Origin of the sequence: Bradyrhizobium manausense, assembly GCF_018129685.1 — a bacterium.
Taxonomy (GTDB): Bacteria; Pseudomonadota; Alphaproteobacteria; order Rhizobiales; family Xanthobacteraceae; genus Bradyrhizobium; species Bradyrhizobium manausense_D.
The window spans coordinates 92,882-109,127 of the sequence record NZ_JAFCLG010000008.1; the positions used below are offsets into that span (position 1 = coordinate 92,882).

At 65.0% G+C, this 16,246-nt stretch carries 14 protein-coding genes; 10 read left to right on the plus strand and 4 right to left on the minus strand.

Going from position 1 to position 16,246, the window contains the following annotated elements; all coding sequences use genetic code 11:
* Positions 1-66: 66 nt before the first annotated feature.
* The 9 genes from JQ621_RS20175 (at position 67) to JQ621_RS20215 (ending at position 8,570) form a co-directional block, all read left to right on the plus strand.
* Positions 67-729 carry an amino acid ABC transporter permease gene (locus JQ621_RS20175; protein ID WP_212236419.1) on the plus strand — a complete coding sequence of 221 codons (663 nt, stop codon included), beginning with the start codon at positions 67-69 and terminating at the stop codon, positions 727-729.
* Positions 726-1,520: an amino acid ABC transporter ATP-binding protein gene (locus JQ621_RS20180; RefSeq protein ID WP_212236420.1), complete on the plus strand. Its 795-nt coding sequence runs from the start codon at positions 726-728 to the stop codon at positions 1,518-1,520. The genes JQ621_RS20175 and JQ621_RS20180 overlap by 4 nt, the downstream gene beginning before the upstream one ends.
* Positions 1,520-2,275, plus strand: a complete 756-nt coding sequence (locus JQ621_RS20185) for an SDR family NAD(P)-dependent oxidoreductase (protein WP_212236421.1) — start codon at positions 1,520-1,522, stop codon at positions 2,273-2,275. Before JQ621_RS20180 ends, JQ621_RS20185 begins: the two co-directional genes overlap by 1 nt.
* On the plus strand, positions 2,272-3,399 hold the full coding sequence (locus JQ621_RS20190) for a muconate cycloisomerase family protein (RefSeq protein WP_212236422.1): 1,128 nt from the start codon (positions 2,272-2,274) through the stop codon (positions 3,397-3,399). Before JQ621_RS20185 ends, JQ621_RS20190 begins: the two co-directional genes overlap by 4 nt.
* 275 nt (positions 3,400-3,674) lie before the next feature.
* Positions 3,675-4,094, plus strand: coding sequence for an HIT domain-containing protein (locus tag JQ621_RS20195; protein ID WP_212236423.1), 420 nt, complete (start codon positions 3,675-3,677; stop codon positions 4,092-4,094).
* An 11-nt stretch (positions 4,095-4,105) separates the two neighbouring features.
* The gene (gene nudC, locus JQ621_RS20200; protein ID WP_212236424.1) at positions 4,106-5,044 is read left to right on the plus strand and encodes an NAD(+) diphosphatase; all 939 of its coding nucleotides are present in this window, start codon (positions 4,106-4,108) and stop codon (positions 5,042-5,044) included.
* 6 nt (positions 5,045-5,050) lie between these two features.
* A complete protein-coding gene (locus tag JQ621_RS20205; RefSeq protein ID WP_212236425.1) occupies positions 5,051-5,974 on the plus strand; it encodes a sugar kinase in 924 nt (307 codons plus the stop codon).
* 97 nt (positions 5,975-6,071) lie between these two features.
* The gene (locus JQ621_RS20210) at positions 6,072-6,581 is read left to right on the plus strand and encodes an Lrp/AsnC family transcriptional regulator (protein WP_212236426.1); all 510 of its coding nucleotides are present in this window, start codon (positions 6,072-6,074) and stop codon (positions 6,579-6,581) included.
* 519 nt (positions 6,582-7,100) lie between these two features.
* Positions 7,101-8,570: a methyl-accepting chemotaxis protein gene (locus tag JQ621_RS20215; protein WP_212236427.1), complete on the plus strand. Its 1,470-nt coding sequence runs from the start codon at positions 7,101-7,103 to the stop codon at positions 8,568-8,570.
* A gap of 175 nt (positions 8,571-8,745) precedes the next feature.
* Here JQ621_RS20215 and JQ621_RS20220 read toward each other — a convergent pair whose 3' ends face one another.
* The 4 genes from JQ621_RS20220 to JQ621_RS20235 all read right to left on the minus strand — a co-directional run bounded on the left by JQ621_RS20220 (position 8,746) and on the right by JQ621_RS20235 (position 14,910).
* The gene (locus JQ621_RS20220; protein ID WP_212236428.1) at positions 8,746-10,245 is read right to left on the minus strand and encodes a phosphomannomutase/phosphoglucomutase; all 1,500 of its coding nucleotides are present in this window, start codon (positions 10,243-10,245) and stop codon (positions 8,746-8,748) included.
* Positions 10,246-10,425: 180 nt separating this feature from the next.
* Positions 10,426-10,938, minus strand: a complete 513-nt coding sequence (locus JQ621_RS20225; protein ID WP_212236429.1) for a TIGR02281 family clan AA aspartic protease — start codon at positions 10,936-10,938, stop codon at positions 10,426-10,428.
* 128 nt (positions 10,939-11,066) lie between these two features.
* Positions 11,067-13,541 carry an ATP-dependent helicase HrpB gene (hrpB, locus tag JQ621_RS20230; protein ID WP_212236430.1) on the minus strand — a complete coding sequence of 825 codons (2,475 nt, stop codon included), beginning with the start codon at positions 13,539-13,541 and terminating at the stop codon, positions 11,067-11,069.
* Between the two features lie 52 nt (positions 13,542-13,593).
* Entirely contained in the window at positions 13,594-14,910 is a 1,317-nt protein-coding gene (locus tag JQ621_RS20235) for a UDP-glucose dehydrogenase family protein (protein WP_212236431.1), read from the minus strand.
* Positions 14,911-15,117: 207 nt separating this feature from the next.
* Between JQ621_RS20235 and JQ621_RS20240 the strand changes: the two genes are divergently transcribed.
* Entirely contained in the window at positions 15,118-16,188 is a 1,071-nt protein-coding gene (locus JQ621_RS20240) for an acyltransferase family protein (RefSeq protein WP_212236432.1), read from the plus strand.
* The last annotated feature ends 58 nt before the right edge of the window (positions 16,189-16,246 follow it).

Sequence of the window (16,246 nt, forward strand, 5' to 3'; positions counted from 1 at the left end):
TGCCCGGGACAAGCCCGGGCATGACGGCAAGTTTCTGGACCGACATCGGGTACGAGCAAAGCACGCATGTATCAGTGGGACTTCGGCATCCTCTGGAGCTATCGCTGGCTCTTTCTCAACGGGCTTGGCGTCACCGTCGGCTTCACCGTGGTGATCGTGATACTCGGCCTCGTCTTCGGCCTGTTCGGGGCGTTCGGCAGCCTGGCGCGCTTCAAGCCGGTGCGGCTCGTCGCGCTCACCTTCATCGAAGCGTTTCGCTGCACACCGATCCTGGTCCAGCTGATCTGGTTCTATTACGCGCTGCCGATCCTTGCCGGCGTCGAGATGACGCCGATCACGGCCTCGGCGCTGGCGCTCTCGCTGTATGGCGGCTCGTTCTATTCGGAGATCATCCGAGGCGGCATCATTTCGATCGACAAGGGCCAGTCGGAAGCCGGCGCCGCGCTCGGCATGACGCCTGTCCAGAGCATGCGGCGCATCGTGCTGCCGCAGGCGATCAAGCGCATGATCCCGGCGCTGATGAACCAGTCGATCATCCAGTTCAAGAACACCTCGCTGGTCTCGGTGCTGGCCGTGCCCGACCTCGTCTATCAGAGCCAGGTCGCCGCCCATGACAGCTACCGGCCGCTGGAGACCTATACGGCCGTTGCGGTCGCCTATGCGGCGATCCTGATCCCCCTGACCATCCTCGCCCGGCGCGGCGAGAAGCGACTGGCGGTCAGCGAATGAGCGACACCTCCAAGATCGAGATTCGCAGCCTTCGCAAGAGCTTTGGCAGTAACGAGGTCCTGAAGAACATCAATCTCGACGTGCCCAAGGGCGGCGTCGTGGCGCTGATCGGGCCGTCTGGCTCGGGCAAATCGACGCTGCTCCGCTGCATCAATCTGCTGGTCGTGCCCGACGGCGGCAGCGTCCGCGTCGGCGATATCAGCTTCACGTTCGGCGGCGGTTCGAAATTGCCCGACGTAAGGACGCTGGCAAACTTCCGCGCCACCACCGGCATGGTGTTCCAGCACTTCAACCTGTTCCCGCACATGACGACGCTGCAGAACGTCATGGAGGGACCGGTCACGGTGCGCCGCATAGCCAAGGCGGACGCCGAAAAGCTCGCGCGGGCGCAGCTTGCCAAAGTGGGCCTCGCCGAGAAGGCCGACCAGTATCCAGCCACGCTCTCCGGCGGCCAGAAGCAGCGCGTGGCGATCGCGCGGGCGCTGGCGATGGAGCCTGACGTAATGCTGTTCGACGAGGCGACCTCGGCGCTCGACCCCGAGCTCGTCGGCGAGGTGCTGAACGTGATCCAGCAACTGGCCTCCGAGGGCATGACCATGGTGATCGTGACCCACGAGATCGCCTTCGCGCGCGAGGTCGCCGACCGCCTCATCTTCATGCGCGACGGTGTCGTCGTGGAAGAAGGTCCTGCGCGGCAGGTGATCGACAACCCAAGGGAAGCCGCAACGCGTGCCTTCCTCAGCCATTTCCACCGCACCGGCGCGTTGCCGCCGGCCAATGCAGCATCCTGATGCCTGATATCGACCGCGTCTATCTCGTCACCGGTGCCGCCAGCGGCATCGGCCGCGCCACCGCAAAACTGCTCGCGGCGCCCGGCAATGCGCTCCTCTTGCACACGCGCTCGAACGCGGAGGGTCTCGATGTCACCGCGGCGGAAGCTGAAGCGAAGGGCGCTGTTGTCGCAAAATGCCTCGGCGATCTTGCCGAGGAGGCAGCCGTCGCAGACGCCATTGCGGCCACGCAAGCGGCTTTCGGCCGGCTTGATGGACTGGTCCTCGTCGGCGGCCACGCCCGCCGCGGCAGCGCCATCGGCACACCGGCGGATCAATTCCGTCAGGCAATGGACGAGTCCGCGCTGGCCTTCACACGAATGGTCGACGCCGCGCTGCCGCTGCTGCGCGCCGGGCAGGACGCTCGGATCGTCGCGGTGTCGTCCTTCGTGACTCATGCAATCCGGCCAGAATTCGCGCCCTTCGCGGCGACGGCAGCCAGCCGCGCCGCACTGGAAGCGCTGGTGCGCCTCACCGCCGTCGAGCTCGCGAAAGACGGCATCACCGTCAATGCGGTGGCACCCGGCCTCATCGTCAAGGACAGGCCGGGCGAGAGCCGGCTGTCGGCCGAGCAGATTGCCGCGACCGAAGCACTGATCCCGATGGGCCGCCGCGGGCGGCCGGAGGAGGTCGCCGACATCATCGCCTTTCTGGCGTCCCGATCCGCATCCTACGTCACCGGCCAGGTCTGGCACGTCAATGGAGGCCTGACATGACCGAAGCAACCGTCGAGCGCATCAGGCTGTTCCTGATCGAAAGCCCGATCAGGATGGCGCGCCTGCAGGGCGTCGGCAACGTCAAGGGCACTGTGAAGCGCGTGCTCATCGAGCTGACGTCGAGTGACGGCGTGATCGGCTGGGGCGAGGCCGCGCCGTGGGAAGTATTCACGGGAACGCCGGAAGCCGCGTTCTCGGCGCTCGACATCTACTTGCGGCCGATCCTGCTCGGCAAATCCGTGCGCCGCATCCGCGCGCTGATGGCAGAGCTCGACCGCGCGCTGGTCGGACATGCCGAAGCAAAAGTCGCGATCGAGATGGCGCTGCTCGACATCGTCGGTCGATCGTCTGGGCTGTCGGTCGCCGACCTGCTCGGCGGCCGCGTGCGCGACACGATCCCGCTGTCTTTCTCGATCGCCGATCCGGACTTTGCAGCAGACCTCGAACGCATGCGAAAAATGGTTCCTGAAGGCAACATCATCTACAAGGTCAAGACCGGCGTGAAGCCGCATCGCGAGGACCTCGATCATCTCGAGGCGATCCGGAAAGAATTCGGCGGCAAGGTCGACCTCCGCGTCGACTACAACCAGGCCTTGGCGCCGTTCGGCGCCATCAAGATCCTGCGCGATGTCGAGGCGTTCGCGCCGACCTTCATCGAGCAGCCGGTGCCACGCAAATTTCTCGACGTGATGGCGCAGTTGACTGCGGCGCTGGAAACGCCCGTGCTCGCCGACGAAAGCTGCTTTGATCGCCGCGACATGATGGAGGTGGTGCGGCGCGAGGCGGCCGACGCCGTCTCGATCAAGCTGATGAAGGCCGGTGGGCTGTTCGAGGCGCAGGCGATCATGGCGATCGCCGACATCGCCGGCCTGCCCGGCTATGGCGGCACGCTGTGGGAGGGCGGCATTGGGCTGGCCGCCGGCACCCAGCTGATCGCGGCGACACCAGGCATCTCGCTCGGCTGCGAATTCTACATGCCGCATCATGTGCTGACCGAGGACGTGCTCGAAGAGCGCGTTGCCAACCGTTCCGGTCATGTCGTGGTGCCGGATGGGCCGGGCCTCGGGATTCGCGTCAGCGAAGCCTCGATTCGCGCCAATGCGCGGGTGCTGGCGGAGGCGTAGGCTCATCGTCGTCCTGGCGAAAGCCGGACCCATTACCCCGAATGTCAGTTGTGTGGCACGCTGGAGCCATCAGCGTGCTACTTCCCACCTCCTGTGATCATGGGTCCTGGATCAGCGCTCCGCTTCGCTACGCTTGTTCAGGACGACGATCGAGTATGCAGAAGCCGCGGAGCCCTAACCTTCCCCTCGCCAACTCCCTATCGTATGGTCGGGCCGAATATTTAGGGGCTCCGCCCCGTCAAGCCCGTCCCCGCGCGGGCCATCCGGAAACACATATGTCCGATCCCGCCTGGTCGCTACACTCCCGCCTGAAAGAGGACACCATCGACATCGGCGACCTTCCGCTGTCGAAGGTGCTGGTCATCAAGGACGCGCATTATCCCTGGCTGCTGCTGGTGCCGCGGCGCACCGACGCGGTCGAGATCATCGATCTCGACGAGGTCCAGCAGGCGCAGCTGATGACGGAGATTTCCCGCGTCTCGCGCGCGCTGAAGGAGATCACCAGATGCGACAAGCTCAATGTCGCAGCGCTCGGCAATCTGGTGCCGCAGCTTCACGTCCACATCATCGCTCGCCGCACCAGTGATGCCGCCTGGCCGCGACCGGTCTGGGGCGTGATGCAGCCCCTGGCGCACGATGCCACCGAAGTGCAGAATTTCATCAGCGCGCTTCGCAAGAAAATCTGGTTGGGTTGAAAGAACAAGAAATGTCAACATTCGACTCGTTTCCGCTGGGGCAACCGGCCTTCGTCAGCAACATCCTCGACCGCGCCGCACATCTTCGCCGCGATGACGAAAAACTGTTTGCGCTGGAACAGAAGTCCACGTCGCGCGCCTATGTCGTCTACCGCGACTCGCTGCTGGTGAAGCGCGACGGCGACAGGGTGCGTGCGTTGCTGGGAATCGATGAGGCGCTGAAATGTGGCGCCAATCCCGGCACCATCTTCCTCGGGCTTCGCGACGGCGCCGCAATATTCGGCATGGGCCTGCCGCAGGCCGCCGCAGAGACGTTGATCGGCCGCGAGGACTACACCGTCACCGAGCTGCGCGGCATGGCGATGCAGGGCGCGATCCCGCCCGACGAGCTCTCGGCGATCGCGATGGCGAAGTCGATGGTCGGTTGGCACCAGCGCCACGGCTATTGCGCCAATTGCGGCGCCCGCAGCGCGATGAAGGAAGGCGGCTGGAAGCGCGAATGCCCGGCCTGCAAGGCCGAGCACTTTCCGCGCACCGATCCCGTCGTGATCATGCTGGTCGCTTCCGGCGACAAGTGCCTGCTCGGCCGCCAGAAGCAGTTTCCGCCGGGCATGTATTCCTGCCTCGCCGGCTTCGTCGAGGCCGCTGAGACCATCGAGGACGCGGTACGCCGCGAGATCTTCGAGGAAGCAGGCATTCGCTGCACCGACGTCAAGTATTACATGACGCAGCCATGGCCCTACCCGTCGTCCCTGATGATCGGCTGCAGCTCCCGGGCGCTGAACGAGGACATTGTCGTCGATCACTCCGAGCTCGAGGACGCGCGCTGGTTTACGCGCGAGGAGGCGGCCCTGATGCTGAAGCGCACGCATCCCGACGGGCTCGCCGGCCCGCATCCCTTTGCGATCGCGCATCATCTGCTCGGCCGCTGGGTGCACGACAAGAGCTGAGACCCGATGGCGCTATTCGAGGCCGCGCCGCGCATTCTCTGTATCGGCATTCCCGTGCGCGACCTCACCTTCCGGGTCGAGGCCGTGCCGGAGCGCGGCAGCAAGGCGAACGCGACGCATCTTGCCGAGATCTGCGGCGGCAACGCGCTCAATGCCGCGATCGCCATCGCCAGGCTTGGCGGCCGCGTCGCGTTTGCGGGTCCGATGGGCGACGCACGGGAGACGTCAAGCGGCTTCATTCTCGAGCGGATGACAGCCGAGGGCATCGATAGCAGTCATATCGTGCGCATGCCTGACGCGGCCACGCCCGTTTCTGCGATCATCATCGACGCGTCGGGCGAACGCACGCTGACGATCTACCGCGATCCCGCGCTGTGGAGCGTGAAGCTGCCAGATGCCGACGAGTTGCTCGCCGATTGCCAGGCCCTGCTCGTCGAGAGCCGCTGCGCCGCCTTCTGCATCGATCTCTGCCTCGAGGCGCGCCGGCGCAACATTCCCGTCATCGCCGGCGTCGACCGTGCGATGGCACTGTCGGATGACCTGCTTACGGCCGCCTCGCATCTGTTGTTCTCCAGCGAGCAGGTGCAGGAGACGGCAGGCATCGACGACGACGGCGAGGCGCTGAAGCGCCTGGCAGGGCTCACCCGCGCCTTCCTCGCCGCCACCCGCGGCCCACGCGGCACGATCTGGCTGAACGAGGCGGCCACCCTGGAGGAGACGCCGGCCTTTCCGGTCGAGGCTGTCGATACGCTCGGTGCCGGCGACGTCTTCCACGGCGCCTTCACGCTTCGGCTCGCCGAGGGTGGCGGGCTGCCGGAGGCGCTGCGATTCGCCGCGGCTGCCGCAGCGTTGAAATGCACCCGCCATGGCGGCGGCCTTGCTGCGCCGCAACGTATTGAAGTTGAAGCACTTTTACAAAGCAGGCTTTAGAACCCGTCCGGGAGCACGCTGAGATTATGGGCTTGTCATAGAATGATTTTCTCTATATCAGGGAAATCAACCCTTTATATGGAACAAAGTTCTTCAAATGACTGATGTCGTTGTCCAGATCCCCGAGACCAGCCGCCGCCTCGACGCCATCGACCGCAAGATCCTGATGGTGCTCCAGGAGGATGCCTCCCTCTCCGTTGCCGAAATCGGCGACCGGGTCGGACTGTCCTCGACCCCCTGCTGGAAGCGCATCCAGCGCCTGGAGGCGGACGGTGTGATCCTGAAGCGGGTGGCGCTGGTCGACCAGAACAAGATCGGGCTCGGCATCTCCGTGTTCGTCTCGGTGGAAAGCTCGGATCATTCCGACGCCTGGCTGAAGAAGTTCGCCGAAGCCGTCAGCGCCATGCCCGAGGTGATGGAGTTTTACCGGATGGCCGGCGACGTCGATTACATGCTGCGCGTCGTGGTCGCGGACATGCAGGCCTATGACATCTTCTACAAGAAGCTGATCAGCGCCGTGCCGCTGAAGAACGTCACCTCGCGTTTCGCGATGGAGAAGATCAAGTCGGTCACGGCGCTGCCGATCCCGGCGGTCGTGGCGGCCTGACGGCATCAGGCCGGTTGTCGCCTACTCGCGGTTGAGCTGTCGTTCTCAAACCGACAGTCGCGGGTAAAACTGTGGTCGCACGGAGCCGATCCCAACCTGACGTTTACGGAGGATTAGCTCCACTCCCCTATCGTTGCGCCATGGAGGGGAGAACGGCGATTCCGTCCCGGCAGTGGCCTGCCTGGACGAATGCGACTGCGCTACTGGTCGCAGGCTGGATCGCGCTCGCAATCCTCACCTTACAGGTTCGTCCGGGCGCGACCGTTGTCGCGGTTGCGTTTCCGCCGTGGTGGAGCACGCAGCAGGTTTTTCAGGGTGCGGGATCGGCGCGCGCGTCGATCGTGAGGGCAACCGCCCTTCCCACTCTCCTCGTCGTCCGCCCGGATGACCATGACGGACTGCGCCGCCTGCATGAGGCCGGCGCATGGTTCGTCATGGACGCGCAAGCGGTTTCAGCATGTTTTGGCAGATAGCCTTGTGGCGTGGAGCCATCCGGCGCGTAGTCCTGGGGAGGATGAAATGATTGTCGAGAACGACGGACTTGAATCGCTGCGGCAGACCACAAGCAAGATTCTGGTCGTGATGCTCTGGCTGCACGTACCGATCAGCATGACGATCGGGCTCGCGCGGGGCAACGGATGGATCATTCCGACGATCTTCATGGCCGCTTTCGCGCTCGCCGCGACCTTATCCTGGAGCATGTCGGGCAACGGTCTCTCCACACGCCTGGTCTTCGCTGTCGCCCTGATGAGCGGCGTGTCGATGTTCACCTACCAGTTCGAAGGACACGCCTGGCAGATCGACATGCACATGTACTTTTTCGCGGCGCTGGCGTGTATCGTCGCCTATTGCGATTACCGGCCGATCGTCGCCGCGACAGTCGCGGTCGCGCTGCATCACGTCGCACTGAACTTCCTGCTGCCCGCGGCGATCTATCCCGGCGGCTCCGATTTCGGCCGGGTCGTGCTGCATGCGGTGATCCTGCTGATCGAGGCCGGCGTGCTGGTCGCGCTGGCGTTCAAGCTTCAGGAACTGTTCGAGACCACGGCGGTCAAGACCGCCGAGGCGCAGACCGCGATGGCGGCGGAAGCGCGCGCCAACAGCGAGCGCCACGACGTCGAGCAGCGCGCCAAGAACGAGCGCGAGGCAGCCAAGCAGCGGCTCGCAACCGATTTCGAGCGCAGCATCGGCGGCATCGTGCAGGCCGTGGCGATCGCTGCGGGAGAAGTGCAGCAACTGTCGTCGACGATGAGCAGCAGCAGCGCAGACACCGCACGTCAGACCAGCGCTGCTGCCGCAGCCTCGAACCGCGCCTCGGGCAATGTCGAGACGGTCGCGGCTGCGACCGAGGAACTCACCGCGTCGGTTACCAGCATCACGCAACAGGTTGCGCGTTCCGCCGAGATCGCGGCACGTGCCGCAGACGAGGCTCGCCGCACCAACGAGGTCGTCGAGGGCCTTGCCAGCGGCACGCAGAAGATCGGCGAGGTCGTCACGCTGATCCAGAACATCGCCAGCCAGACCAATCTCCTGGCCCTGAACGCCACCATCGAGGCGGCACGCGCCGGCGAACATGGCAAGGGATTTGCGGTGGTCGCGAGCGAAGTGAAGGCGCTGGCGAACCAGACCGCAAAGGCAACCGAGGAAATCTCGGCGCAGGTGCAGACCATCCAGAGCGCCACGGGCGATGCCGTCAACGCCATCCAGGCGATCGGCGCGACGATCGCCGAGATCGATGAGATCTCCGGCCAGATATCGAGCGCCGTCGATCAGCAAGGTCATGCAACCCGCGAGATCGCCGGCAGCCTGCAGCAGGCCGCCACCGGCACGCGCGAGGTAAATGACAATATCGCGAGCGTCAGCAAAGCTTCCGACGAGGCGGGTGCTGCCGCCTCGAAGATGCACCAGGCGGCCGCCGGACTGTCCTCGCAGTCCGAGCGTCTCAAGGCCGAGGTGGATGGCTTCCTGGGGTCGCTGCGAACGGCGTGAGCGACCACACACATCCTGTCGTCGCCCGGCTTCACCGGGCGATCCAGTACCGCGACCTCTCCGTATCCCTGCACTTCTCTGGAGCATTGGCATCCCCGCTCCCGTGCGCAAGTGCGCACAGGGCAGGTGATGACAGCGGAGGATGCGGCAAACGCGGGCGCTTCCAGCCCGCAGCTCAGATCGTCTGATTGTACGCGCCGACTTCGGGATGCGTGCGCAGCACGCTGTTCACCATCTCGAACATGTCGTGCATGCGCTGCTCGGAGACCGGGCTCTCGACCACGACCACGAGCTCCGGCTTGTTCGAGGACGCGCGCACGAGGCCCCAGCTGCCATCCTCGACGGTCACGCGCACGCCATTGACGGTGACGAGATCGCGGATCGACTGATCGCCGATCCTGGCGCCCTTGGCCTGCAGGCCCTCGAAGTGCTTCACGACCTTGTCGATGACGCCGTACTTCACCTCGTCGGCGCAATGCGGCGACATAGTCGGTGACGACCAGGTTTTTGGCAGCGCGTTCTTGAGGTCAGCCATCGACTTGCCCGGTGCGCGGTCGAGCATGTCGCAGATCGCGATCGCCGAGACCAGCCCGTCGTCATAGCCGCGGCCATACGGCTTGTTGAAGAAGAAGTGACCGGACTTCTCGAAGCCCGCCAGCGCGCCGGTCTCGTGGGTACGACGCTTCATGTAGGAGTGGCCGGTCTTCCAATAGGCGGTCTTGGCACCCTGCTTCTGCAGCACCGGATCGGTGATGAACAGGCCTGTCGACTTCACGTCGACGATGAAATGTGCGTCCTTGTGGATCGCCGACATGTCGCGCGCGAGCATGACGCCGACCTTGTCGGCGAAAATCTCCTCGCCGGTGTTGTCGACGACGCCGCAGCGGTCGCCGTCACCGTCGAAGCCGAGGCCGACATCGGCCTTGTGATGCAGCACCGCGTCGCGGATCGCGTGCAGCATCTCCATGTCTTCCGGATTCGGATTGTATTTCGGGAAGGTGTGGTCGAGCTCGGTGTCGAGCGGGATCACCTCGCAGCCGATCGCCTCCAGCACCTGCGGCGCGAACGCGCCCGCCGTGCCGTTGCCGCAGGCCGCGACGACCTTGAGTTTGCGCTTGAGCTTCGGGCGGTTGGTGAGGTCGGCGATATAGCGCGCCGGATAATTCTCGTGGAACTGGTAGGAGCCGCCGGCCTTGTTCTTGAAATCGGCGTTGAGCACGATCTCCTTCAGCCGCGTCATCTCGTCCGGACCGAACGTCAGCGGACGGTTGGCGCCCATCTTCACGCCGGTCCAGCCGTTGTCGTTGTGCGAGGCCGTCACCATCGCGACAGCGGGCACGTCGAGATCGAATTGCGCGAAATAGGCCATCGGCGTCACCGCAAGGCCAATGTCATGCACCTTGCACCCCGCAGCCATCAGGCCCGAGATCAGTGCATATTTGATCGAGGCCGAATAGCCGCGGAAATCATGGCCGGTGACGATCTCCTGGCTGACGCCGAGTTCCGCGATCAGCGCACCCAGCCCCATGCCGAGCGCCTGCACACCCATGAGGTTGATTTCCTTCTGAAACAGCCAGCGCGCGTCGTATTCGCGAAATCCCGTGGGCTTCACCATCGGCTCGGATTCGAAGGCGTAGGTGTTGGGCGAAAGCGCGGATTTCGGCTTTGGAAACATTGAGGCGGTCTCGCGGAAAGGCAGGAAATGATGCAGCCTTAGCGAATGCCAGGCCGCAGCGGAAGGCAGGAATGCCAGCTTATGGCTTATAATTGCGGCAGTTTGGTAACGATGAAGGGTTACCGGCCGCGGGCCCGATCAGAGCAATATTGAGCCCATCCGGGACCGGGCGGCCCGAACTTACTGCTCCAACACCATCTGGCCGTTGGCGTACTCGAAACGCTTCAGCCGGGACAGGAACGACAGCCCGAGCAGGTTCTCCGACAGCGCCGCGTCGGGCAGCACCATGGCGTCGACGTCGCGCACGATGAGACCGCCGACATCGAGCATGGCGATGCGGGTCCGCGCGGCCTTGATGGTACCGTTCGCGGTGGTGACGGTGGCGTTGTACTCGCCGCGCGAGGGACGGAGGCCAAAGCGGGCGGCCGAGGTCTCGTTCAGCGCCACCACCGAGGCGCCGGTGTCGACCATGAAACCGATGCGCTGGCCATCGATCCGACCTTCGGTCTGGAAATGGCCGCGGCCGTCATGGGGGATGTTGAGGCTGCGGCCACCGGCTGGCGTCGTGGCCGCAGCCGCGACGGTGGTGCGCGGCGCCGAGGTGGCGGACGCGGAGCTCATCTTGTCCGCCATCTGCGCCATGAATGTACCGAGGCCAATCATCACGGCCGCGAAGATCAGAATGTTACGCATCACACCACTTCCGAGCCGAAAGCCCGATTTCACCACGCGGCGCGCCCCTCCGCGAGCGACGCCGCGACGGGGCCGGTGTCATTTTGACGAAAAGGATGAGCGAACGGTTAATTTGCCGCCGTGATCCGTCACGTTCCGCGCGGCTTCGTGCGCCGGGTCGGCAGCGCGGTTGCCGGATCGTCGGGCCAGGGATGGCGTGGATAGCGGCCACGCAGGTCGGAGCGGACCGCGGCGTAGCTGCCGCGCCAGAAGCCGGGGAGATCGCGCGTCACCTGGACAGGTCGCTGCGCCGGCGACAGCAATTCCAGCACCAGCGGCACCTTGCCGGCGGCGATCGACGGATGGGTGTTGAGGCCGAACAATTCCTGCAGCCGCACTGCGATGGTCGGCCCCTGCTCGGCCTCGTAGTCGATGGCAAGCACGCTTCCGGTTGGTGCTTCGAAATGGGTAGGCGCCTCGCGGTCGAGCCGCGCGCGCATCTCCCACGGCAACAGCGCCATCAGCGCGTCGGAGAGATCGCCGGCGGAAATGTCCTTCAGCGCGATCTTGTCGTAGAGCGCCGGCACCAGCCAATCGTCCCGTCGCGCGATCAGCCCGTCATCGGATAAATCGGGCCAGCCATCGCCCTCCGCCTTGCGCAAGAACATCACGCGATCTCGCCACTGTTTTGCGGCCTTCGACCAGGGCAGCCGGTCGAGGCCGGCGGCGATCAGCCCGTCGGCGAAGATGCGCGCGGTGTCCTCCGACGGCGAGACGGCAAGCGTGGCCTCGGACAGCGTGATCGCGTGCAGCACACGCTTGCGCCGCGCGCGCAGCGCCATCGCGCCGCGATCGAACGAGATCTCGTCGGTCGTGTCGATATGCTCTGCAAAATGCCGCTCGATGTCGGCTTCGGCGATTTGCGCGGCGAGCAGAATGCGGCCGCTTGCGGCCGTGCCCGTCATCTCGCCGATCGCGATATAGGGCGCGCGGGCGAGCGAGGAGGTTTGCTCCACAGCGGCGCCGCGGCCGTTGGCGAGCACAAAGCTTCCGTTGCCACGGTTGCGCGCGACGCGATCCGGGAAGGCCATAGCCAGCATCAGCCCCGTCGACAGCTCTTCCTGCTGCCCCGGCTTCCCGGATGCCGCGACCTGCGACGCCCATCGTCGCGCCAGGTCGCGCGCGCTCGCCGCCCGCGGCGATCGGTCGCGGCGGAACTGGTCGCGCCGGTGCTCGAGATCGGCGCTGTCGCCGCCGAGCCCGCGCTCGGTGAGGATGGCGGCAATCTCGGCCGCCTCTTCGCCGCGGCCTGCGCGATGCGAATCCACGATCATGCGCGCCAGCCGCGGCGGCAGCGCCAGCGCGCGCAAGCTCTTGCCCTCGGCCGTGATGCGGCCGTCATCATCGAGCGCATTGAGTTCGCACAGCAGACTTTTTGCCTCCTTCCAGGCCGGCGCCGGCGGCGGATCGAGGAACGACAACGCCGAGGGATCAGCGACGCCCCACTGCGCGAGGTCGAGCACCAGCGACGACAAATCGGCGCTGAGAATTTCTGGCTGAGTGTAGGGCGCAAGCGATGCCGTCTGCGGCTCGTCCCAGAGGCGGTAGCAGACGCCGGGCTCGGTACGGCCGGCGCGGCCGCGGCGCTGGTCGACGGCGGCGCGCGCGGCGCGCACGGTCTCGAGGCGAGTCAGGCCGATATCGGGCTCGTAGCGCGGTACGCGAGCAAGGCCGGAATCGACGACGATGCGCACGCCTTCAATGGTCAGAGAGGTCTCCGCGATCGAGGTGGCCAGCACCACCTTGCGCATGCCCTTGGGCGCCGGCGAGATGGCGCGGTCCTGCACGGCCGCATCGAGCGCGCCGAACAGCGGCACGATCTCGATGCTGGCATCGTGGATGCGCTCGGCCAGAAAATTCTGGGTGCGGCGGATTTCGGCGGCGCCCGGCAGGAACGCGAGCACCGAGCCGCTGTCGGCACGCAAAGCCGAGGCAATCGCCTCCGCCATCTGCCGTTCGATCGGCGCATCCGCCTTGCGGCCGAGATAGCGGGTCTCGACCGGAAAGGCGCGGCCCTCACTCTCGACCACGGGCGCTTCGCCGAGCAGCTTTGCGACGCGCGCGCCGTCGAGCGTGGCCGACATCACCAGGATGCGCAGGTCTTCGCGTAAGCCCAGTTGCGCATCGCGCGCCAGCGCCAGGCCCATGTCGGCGTCGAGCGAGCGCTCGTGGAACTCGTCGAACAGGATGGCGGCCACGCCTGACAGTTCAGGGTCGTCGAGGATCTGGCGGGTAAAAATGCCTTCGGTCACGACCTCGATGCGGGTCGCGCGCGATATCTTTGATCCGAAGCGGACGCGATAGCCGACGGTTTCGCCGGCGCGCTCCCCCAGCGACTTGGCCATCCGGTCGGCGCTGGCCCGCGCGGCGATGCGGCGCGGCTCAAGGACAATGATCTTCTTGCCCTCGGCCCAGGGCGCGTCGAGCAGCGCCAGCGGCACGCGCGTGGTCTTGCCGGCGCCCGGAGGGGCGACCAGCACAGCCGCGTTGTGCTGGTCCAGCGTGCGTGACAAATCGTCAAGCACGGCATCGATCGGCAAGGGTGTGTCGAAGGTGCGAGGCAAGAAATCATCCGGTCGTCATGCCCGGCCATGACGGTTTTAGCTCGACAATCGATCAGCCCTGTACCGGCGGCCGGCCGACGCTTTCATAGGTGAAGCCCGCGGCAGCCATGTCTTCGGGCCGGAAGATGTTGCGGAGGTCGACGACGACAGGCTGCGCCATGATGCTCTTCAGCCGGTCGAGATCGAGGCCGCGGAACTGGGTCCATTCGGTCACGACGACGAGCGCATCGGCACCTTCGGCGCAGGAATAGGCATCCTCGCAATAGGTGATGTTGGGCAGCTCGCCCTTGGCCTGCTCCATGCCGACAGGATCGAACGCCTTCACCTTCGCGCCCATGTCGAGCAGACCGGTGACGAGCGGGATCGACGGCGCATCGCGCATGTCGTCGGTATCGGGCTTGAAGGTGAGGCCGAGCACCGCGATGGTCTTGCCGCGCAACGAGCCGCCGAGTGCCTGGCTCACTTTGCGCGCCATCGCCCGCTTGCGGTTCTCGTTGACCGCCAGCACGGATTCGACGATGCGCAGGGAGACATCATAATCCTGCGCGATCTTGATCAGCGCCTTGGTGTCCTTCGGAAAGCAGGAGCCGCCGAAGCCGGGACCGGCATGCAGGAATTTTGTGCCGATGCGGTTGTCCAGGCCGATGCCGCGCGCGACTTCCTGCACGTTGGCGCCGACCTTCTCGGAGAGGTCAGCGATCTCGTTGATGAAGGTGATCTTGGTCGCGAGGAAGGCGTTCGCGGCGTATTTGATCATCTCGGCGGTGCGGCGCGCGGTGAACATCAGCGGCGCCTGGTTCAGCGACAGCGGGCGATAGATGTCGCCCATCACCTTGCGACCGCGCTCGTCGGAGGTACCGACGACCACACGATCGGGGAATTTGAAGTCGCGGATCGCGGCGCCCTCGCGCAGGAACTCGGGGTTGGAGGCAACGACGACGTCAGCCTTGGGATTGGCCTCGCGGATGATGCGTTCAACCTCATCGCCGGTGCCGACAGGCACGGTCGACTTCGTCACCACGACGGTGAAGCCGGACAGCGACTGCGCGATCTCCTTCGCGGCGGCGTAGACATAGGAGAGATCGGCGTGGCCGTCGCCGCGGCGCGAGGGCGTTCCGACCGCGATGAACACGGCATCGGCGTCGGCGACCGGCTTAGACAGATCGGTGGTGAAATCGAGCCGCTTGGCCCTGACGTTGTTCGCGACCAGCTCGTCCAGGCCCGGCTCGTAGATCGGGATCTCGCCGCGATGCAGGGCCGCAATCTTCTTCTCGTCCTTGTCGACGCAGGTGACGTCGTGACCGAAATCCGCAAAGCAGGCTCCGGATACCAGTCCGACATAACCCGTGCCGATCATCGCGATGCGCATGAATATTCCTGTTTTGGCTTGGTTAACGAAACCCCAACTCCGGGGCGGTTTAGCATTTTCCCGTCGGGAAGGAACAGCCCGCGGTCAGAAACCGGCACGCGATTTGTACAGGTAAAGAAGTCGGAAACCACTGGGCGCCACACTGCCCCATGGTCGCACAGGACCGGGCGGAACCCGCCTCGAAAAGAGACACTCGAAAACAGACATATGGCACCATCAGGTACATCGGCTGCGAGCGGGGGGCTTCCCAAAGCCTCCAGTGCCGCGCGTGTCGACTGGGTCGACTATGCCAAGGGCATCTGCATCGTGATGGTGGTGATGATGCATTCGGTGCTGGGGGTCGAGCTTGCCGCCGGCAAGACCGGTTTCATGCATGTCCTGGTGGCCTTCGCAAAGCCGTTCCGGATGCCGGACTTCTTCCTGATTTCGGGCCTGTTCCTGTCGCTGGTGATCGATCGGGACTGGCGAACCTATCTCGACCGTAAGGTGGTGCATTTCGCTTATTTTTATGTCGTCTGGGTGACAATCCAGTTCGGCTTCAAGGCGCCCGCCTTCGCGGCCGAAACCAGCTGGCGCGACGCCGGCCTGCTCTATCTGGAATCCTTCATCGAGCCATTCGGCACGCTCTGGTTCATCTACCTGCTGCCGGTCTTTTTCGTCGTCACAAAACTGACACGACGAATTCCCGCGCCGGCGATCTGGCTGGTCGCGGCAGCGCTGGAGACGGCGCGCGTGACGACCGGTTGGACTGCGATCGACGAGTTCTGCGCGCGCTTCGTCTATTTCTATTCAGGCTATCTGTTCGCGCCTTACGTATTCGCGCTGTCGGACCGCGCACGAAATCATCGCGCGCTTGCGCTCGCAGCGCTTGCCGGCTGGACGATGGTCAATGCCGGCCTTGTTGCATCCGGCGTCAGCGATTGGAAACTCGTCTCGCTGTTGCTCGGCTTCGCCGGCGCTTGTGCCATCATTACCATCGGCACGCTGCTCGCGCGCGCGCATCGGGGCAACTTCCTGCGCTTCTGCGGCGAGCATTCGATCGTGATCTATCTCGCCTTCTTCCTGCCGATGGCCGCGACGCGCACGCTGCTACTGCGCACCGGCATCATCCCCGATATCGGCGCGGTGTCACTGGTCGTGACCATCGTCGGGGTGATCGGAGCACTCGCGATCTGGCAACTGGCTTTGCGTCTCGGCGGCAATTTCCTGTTCGAGCGGCCGGCGGCGTTCCGGATCGCACCGAAGAAGGCCGGCCCGGTGTTGCAGGCGGCGGAATAGCTGTCATGCCCGCAAAGGCGGGACATCCAGCCTTCCAGAGACAGTCATTGTTGATCGA

Excerpts from the sequence above, each read along its gene's own strand:
- JQ621_RS20175 (WP_212236419.1), top strand. The coding sequence starts at position 67 with ATGTATCAGTGGGACTTCGGCATCCTCTGGAGCTATCGCTGGCTCTTT.
- JQ621_RS20180 (WP_212236420.1), top strand. The coding sequence starts at position 726 with ATGAGCGACACCTCCAAGATCGAGATTCGCAGCCTTCGCAAGAGCTTT.
- JQ621_RS20185 (WP_212236421.1), top strand. The coding sequence starts at position 1,520 with ATGCCTGATATCGACCGCGTCTATCTCGTCACCGGTGCCGCCAGCGGC.
- JQ621_RS20190 (WP_212236422.1), top strand. The coding sequence starts at position 2,272 with ATGACCGAAGCAACCGTCGAGCGCATCAGGCTGTTCCTGATCGAAAGC.
- JQ621_RS20195 (WP_212236423.1), top strand. The coding sequence starts at position 3,675 with ATGTCCGATCCCGCCTGGTCGCTACACTCCCGCCTGAAAGAGGACACC.
- nudC (WP_212236424.1), top strand. The coding sequence starts at position 4,106 with ATGTCAACATTCGACTCGTTTCCGCTGGGGCAACCGGCCTTCGTCAGC.
- JQ621_RS20205 (WP_212236425.1), top strand. The coding sequence starts at position 5,051 with ATGGCGCTATTCGAGGCCGCGCCGCGCATTCTCTGTATCGGCATTCCC.
- JQ621_RS20210 (WP_212236426.1), top strand. The coding sequence starts at position 6,072 with ATGACTGATGTCGTTGTCCAGATCCCCGAGACCAGCCGCCGCCTCGAC.
- JQ621_RS20215 (WP_212236427.1), top strand. The coding sequence starts at position 7,101 with ATGATTGTCGAGAACGACGGACTTGAATCGCTGCGGCAGACCACAAGC.
- JQ621_RS20220 (WP_212236428.1), bottom strand. The coding sequence starts at position 10,245 with ATGTTTCCAAAGCCGAAATCCGCGCTTTCGCCCAACACCTACGCCTTC.
- JQ621_RS20225 (WP_212236429.1), bottom strand. The coding sequence starts at position 10,938 with ATGCGTAACATTCTGATCTTCGCGGCCGTGATGATTGGCCTCGGTACA.
- JQ621_RS20235 (WP_212236431.1), bottom strand. The coding sequence starts at position 14,910 with ATGCGCATCGCGATGATCGGCACGGGTTATGTCGGACTGGTATCCGGA.
- JQ621_RS20240 (WP_212236432.1), top strand. The coding sequence starts at position 15,118 with ATGGCACCATCAGGTACATCGGCTGCGAGCGGGGGGCTTCCCAAAGCC.